The organism is uncultured Campylobacter sp., from assembly GCF_938017615.1.
In the GTDB taxonomy this organism is placed as follows: Bacteria; Campylobacterota; Campylobacteria; order Campylobacterales; family Campylobacteraceae; genus Campylobacter_B.
The window spans coordinates 1-3,308 of the sequence record NZ_CALIJA010000117.1; the positions used below are offsets into that span (position 1 = coordinate 1).

4 protein-coding genes are annotated in these 3,308 nt (G+C 45.5%); 2 read left to right on the plus strand and 2 right to left on the minus strand.

The annotated features are described in order from the left end of the window. Window positions 1-253 precede the first annotated feature (253 nt). Window positions 254-1,168 carry an HAD family hydrolase gene (locus tag Q0620_RS06060; protein ID WP_298783765.1) on the minus strand — a complete coding sequence of 305 codons (915 nt, stop codon included), beginning with the start codon at window positions 1,166-1,168 and terminating at the stop codon, window positions 254-256. Beyond that, window positions 1,169-1,528: a hypothetical protein gene (locus tag Q0620_RS06065; RefSeq protein ID WP_298043104.1), complete on the minus strand. Its 360-nt coding sequence runs from the start codon at window positions 1,526-1,528 to the stop codon at window positions 1,169-1,171. It lies immediately after the preceding gene. A gap of 191 nt (window positions 1,529-1,719) precedes the next feature. Between Q0620_RS06065 and Q0620_RS06070 the strand changes: the two genes are divergently transcribed. Then, window positions 1,720-2,991: an aminotransferase class I/II-fold pyridoxal phosphate-dependent enzyme gene (locus Q0620_RS06070; protein ID WP_297881994.1), complete on the plus strand. Its 1,272-nt coding sequence runs from the start codon at window positions 1,720-1,722 to the stop codon at window positions 2,989-2,991. After that, window positions 2,991-3,308: Rrf2 family transcriptional regulator (locus Q0620_RS06075; RefSeq protein ID WP_298783767.1), on the plus strand; the 318-nt coding region annotated here is incomplete at its 3' end. The genes Q0620_RS06070 and Q0620_RS06075, both read left to right, overlap by 1 nt.

The following is a 3,308-nucleotide window of genomic DNA, read 5'->3' on the forward strand; positions in this document are numbered from 1 at the left end:
GATAGAATTTCATTTTTCACGCAGATAAAATCGCGCACCACAAGAGCTACTTTTAAAATTTTAAATTCACTCGCGCAGATGAAATCCTAGTTTCTCGTGCTAGCGGAACTTTTCGCGCAAGGATTATTTTTAAATTTAACCTCGCTTACGTTGCGCGCGAGGATGGAATTTGCTCCGTTTTAAGAGCCTAAGTGTGATTTTGCCCTGCTGCAATACTGCTTTTAATTTAGCTATGCCTCAAAAGCCAGGCTGCTTAAATTCCACCGATGATTTCGCGCGCTTGTGCGATGCTTAGGGCATTGCGGCTTAGTTCGCTAGATTCGCCAAACCCCCAGCATACCTGCAAATACTCAAGTTTTGCGCCTCTTAGATCTGCCAAGTTTGCCTGAAAGCATCGTGCTGCCGCAGCTTGTGAGTCTTCCGTCGCTTCTGCTTTTACGGCAATTTTAGCGCCTTTAAAGCTTAGCGTTGCCGCTCCGTCAGCACCTGTGTCGTTAGGGCGAAATTTTTCATCCGCGTTAAGATTTTCGTCGCAAGAGCTTAAGCTTCCGCTGCTAGCGCTGAAATTCTTTCTACTCGTGTCGCGGCTAGCATTTAAGCTCTCGCCGTCATTGCCGTCTTGAAATTCTAAATTTTGTAAAAATTCCGCGCCGCGGAGTGCAGCTAGTTCATCTTTTTTGCTGTCACCCAAAAAAATCGCGTTTTTGTGCGGTGAGCGCGAGATTACGTGTAGCAGCATCGTAGGGTTGGGCTTTGAGGGCATCTGCTCGTCCGCGCCTACGACCAGATCAAATAGCCTGCGCACCCCTGTTTTTTCTAAGATCGCGCTTAGGGTGTAGGAAGGCGCATTGGAGGCGACTGCGAGAAAAAATCCTGCTTTTTTGCACGAGTGCAAAAGATCCTCGATACCCTCGTAAAGCACGGCAAAATCGCGGTAATTGCTTACAAATTCTTTCTCGAAAAAAGCAAGCTCTTCGGCGCTCGCTTCGGTTTTGCCGTAAAATTCCAAAAAGGCGTTTTTGCTCGGATCGTTGATGGTGTGGACGATGAAATTCTTTTGCAGTGGCGCTAGGCCGTAGAGCTCGCGGCGAGTGTTATTGACGCTGATTTCGATCGCGCGAGAAGAGTCAAGCAGCGTGCCATCCATATCAAAAATCACAGTTTTCATCTAGTAATCCTTTAAAAAATCGATTTTGTGTTTGTCTTTTTTGTAACTCTTATTGTTTTTGAGCTTTTGCAAAGCGTTTGCTTCATGCTGTAGTGCCGATCTAAACGCAGCATCACTGGTCTGTCCTGCCTCGCTAGCATCAAGGACGTTTTTGGCAAAGCTTTCAAGCGCCTTGGTGTAGGGGCTATCGAGATTTGTAGCGGCCGCTTTAGATAAAATTTCGTAGTTTTTAGCTATTCGCTTCGCAAAAAGCTCTGCGTCGAAATCCTCGCGCTTTAGCAGTGCTACGGCGGATTTTACGAAGCGTTCTAGTGCGCGGATATATTTAACGCGCTCATCTTTTTCTTTGATTTGCATGATCTTTCCTTAATTAAAGCGCGCATTATAGCAAAATTCGAAATTTTGGCAAAATTACGCATATTGTAAAACTATATTTTAATAATATCTTTTCTATAAATCCTGTATTATAGGTATTTTAAAACCATATAAAAATACTTGACTTTATTTTAAAATTTCGCTATTATTCGCCAAATTTTTTACAAAGGACAAAAATGCAAAAAGAAACCCTCGCAACTCATTTTGGTTACGACTCCGTCGCGGGCTACGGCACGATGGCAGTTCCCATTTATCAAAGCACCGCGTTTAACTTCGGTTCTAGCAAAAAGGCCGCCGATCGCTTCGCACTTCGCGATCTAGGACCGATTTATGGGCGTTTGACAAATCCTACTACTGATGTTTTTGAGGCGCGACTTGCGGCGCTGGAAAACGGCAAAGCCGCAATCGCGGTCTCTAGTGGGCAGGCGGCGATATTTTTTGCGGTGGCAAATTTAGCCGCGGCGGGCGAAAATATCATCATCGCGGAGAAAATTTACGGTGGCGCAACTACGCTTTTGGCGCATACGATCAAGCGTTTCGGCATCGAAGCTAGGGTTTTTGACTCCGAAACGGCAGATAATTTGGAAGGTTTAATCGATGATAAGACTAGAGCGATCTTTTTTGAGACGCTTTCAAATCCTCAAATTTCAGTTGCAAATACCGCTAAAATCGCTACAATCGCAAATAAGCACGGCGTAGTAACGATTGCGGATAACACGATCCCAAGCCCTGCGCTTTACAATCCGCTTGATGACGGCGCCGATGTCGTAATCCACAGCGCTAGCAAATATATAAGTGGACAGGGGCTTAGTATCGCTGGTGCAATCGTTTCGGGCAAAGGATTAAATTCCAAACTCAAAGGCAATCCGCGTTACGCACATTTCAACGAACCTGATGAAAGCTACCACGGCTTAGTTTATGCGGATTTAGTAGATAATTTTGATATTTACACGCTTAGGATTCGCTTGTCCCTGCTTCGCGATATTGGTGCGACGCTATCGCCGTTTAACGCGTTTCAGCTTATCCAGGGGCTTGAAACACTGCCGCTTCGGATGCAAAAACACTCGCAAAACGCGCTAAAGATAGCAGAATTTTTGCAAAATCATCCGAAGGTAAAGCAGGTCAATTATCCGGGGCTTGCAAGCTCGCCATTTAATGCCGCGATTAAAGCGAAATTTAAAAACGGCTATGCAAGCAGTCTGATGAGCTTCATCGTAGATAGCGAAGAAACAGCGCTAAAGGCGGTTAGTAAGGTTAAAATTTTCTCCGTCGTAGCAAATATCGGCGATACGAAGTCGATCATCACTCATCCTGCGAGCACGACGCATTCGCAGCTAAATGAGGAGCAGCTAAACCGCGCTGGCGTGCCTGCGAGCTTAATCCGCCTAAGCGTGGGTATAGAGGACGCGAACGATTTGATTTCTGATCTTAGCGAGGCACTTAAATAATGGCACTTTTAAGCACAAAGGGCGTTTATGGGCTGGCTGCGATTTTGCAGATCGCCAAAGCTAGCGAAGTAGCGCCGATAAGTATAAAAGAGATCGCCGAGCGTACGGGAGTTTCTAAGAATTATTTGGAGCAAATTCTAAATACCCTTAGAAACGAAAAGCTAGTGTGTAGCATCAAAGGTAAAAACGGCGGCTATCACCTAGCCAGAGATGCTAGCGAGATTACTTTCGGTGAAATTTTTACCGCTCTTGAGAAGGATCTGCGGATGACTAGCATTCAGATGAGCGATCCCGGACTGCGGGCGTTTTTTGAGAAA